The 1,575-nt window shown below is 54.4% G+C and carries 1 rRNA gene; it reads right to left on the bottom strand.

Annotated elements, in window-relative coordinates:
- Positions 1-13: 13 nt before the first annotated feature.
- Positions 14-1,558, bottom strand: a 16S ribosomal RNA gene (locus tag ACGF49_RS24500).
- Positions 1,559-1,575 lie beyond the last annotated feature (17 nt).

Genomic DNA, 1,575 nt, shown 5'->3' with positions numbered 1-1,575 from the left:
AACCTATCTCAGGTAAGGAGGTGATCCAACCGCAGGTTCCCCTACGGTTACCTTGTTACGACTTCACCCCAGTCATGAACCACAAAGTGGTCAGCGCCCCCCTTTCGGTTAAGCTACCGACTTCTTTTGCAACCCACTCCCATGGTGTGACGGGCGGTGTGTACAAGGCCCGGGAACGTATTCACCGTAGCATGCTGATCTACGATTACTAGCGATTCCGACTTCATGGAGTCGAGTTGCAGACTCCAATCCGGACTACGACAGACTTTGTGTGTTCCGCTTGCTCTCGCGAGGTCGCTTCACTTTGTATCCGCCATTGTAGCACGTGTGTAGCCCTACTCGTAAGGGCCATGATGACTTGACGTCATCCCCACCTTCCTCCGGTTTATCACCGGCAGTCTCCTTTGAGTTCCCGCCTTCACGCGCTGGCAACAAAGGATAAGGGTTGCGCTCGTTGCGGGACTTAACCCAACATTTCACAACACGAGCTGACGACAGCCATGCAGCACCTGTCTCTCAGGTCCCGAAGGCACTTCGCTGTCTCCAGCAAATTCTGAGGATGTCAAGAGTAGGTAAGGTTCTTCGCGTTGCATCGAATTAAACCACATGCTCCACCGCTTGTGCGGGCCCCCGTCAATTCATTTGAGTTTTAACCTTGCGGCCGTACTCCCCAGGCGGTCGATTTAACGCGTTAGCTCCGGAAGCCACAGCTCAAGACCGCAACCTCCAAATCGACATCGTTTACAGCGTGGACTACCAGGGTATCTAATCCTGTTTGCTCCCCACGCTTTCGCACCTGAGCGTCAGTCTTCGTCCAGGGGGCCGCCTTCGCCACCGGTATTCCTCCACATCTCTACGCATTTCACCGCTACACATGGAATTCTACCCCCCTCTACGAGACTCCAGTCAACCAGTCTTAGATGCCATTCCCAGGTTGAGCCCGGGGATTTCACATCTAACTTAATTCACCGCCTGCGTGCGCTTTACGCCCAGTCATTCCGATTAACGCTTGCACCCTCCGTATTACCGCGGCTGCTGGCACGGAGTTAGCCGGTGCTTCTTCTGCGGGTAACGTCAAAAATTAACTCTCTTCAAGCCAATTCCTTCCTCCCCGCTGAAAGTACTTTACAACCCGAAGGCCTTCTTCATACACGCGGCATGGCTGCATCAGGCTTGCGCCCATTGTGCAATATTCCCCACTGCTGCCTCCCGTAGGAGTCTGGGCCGTGTCTCAGTCCCAGTGTGGCTGGTCATCCTCTCAGACCAGCTAGAGATCGTCGCCTAGGTAGGCCGTTACCCTACCTACTAGCTAATCCCATCTGGGTTCATCCGATGGCGTGAGGCCCTTTCAGGTCCCCCACTTTGGTCTCGCGACATTATGCGGTATTAGCCACCGTTTCCAGTGGTTATCCCCCGCCCTCGGGCAGATCCCCAGACATTACTCACCCGTCCGCCGCTCGTCAGCAAAAGCGCAAGCACTTTCCTGTTACCGCTCGACTTGCATGTGTTAGGCCTGCCGCCAGCGTTCAATCTGAGCCATGATCAAACTCTTCAATTCAAAGCTTGATGCTCAAA

Origin of the sequence: Photorhabdus sp. RM96S (genome assembly GCF_042879335.1) — a bacterium.
GTDB lineage: Bacteria > Pseudomonadota > Gammaproteobacteria > Enterobacterales > Enterobacteriaceae > Photorhabdus > Photorhabdus kayaii.
This window is presented reverse-complemented; position numbering and strand designations above follow the sequence as displayed.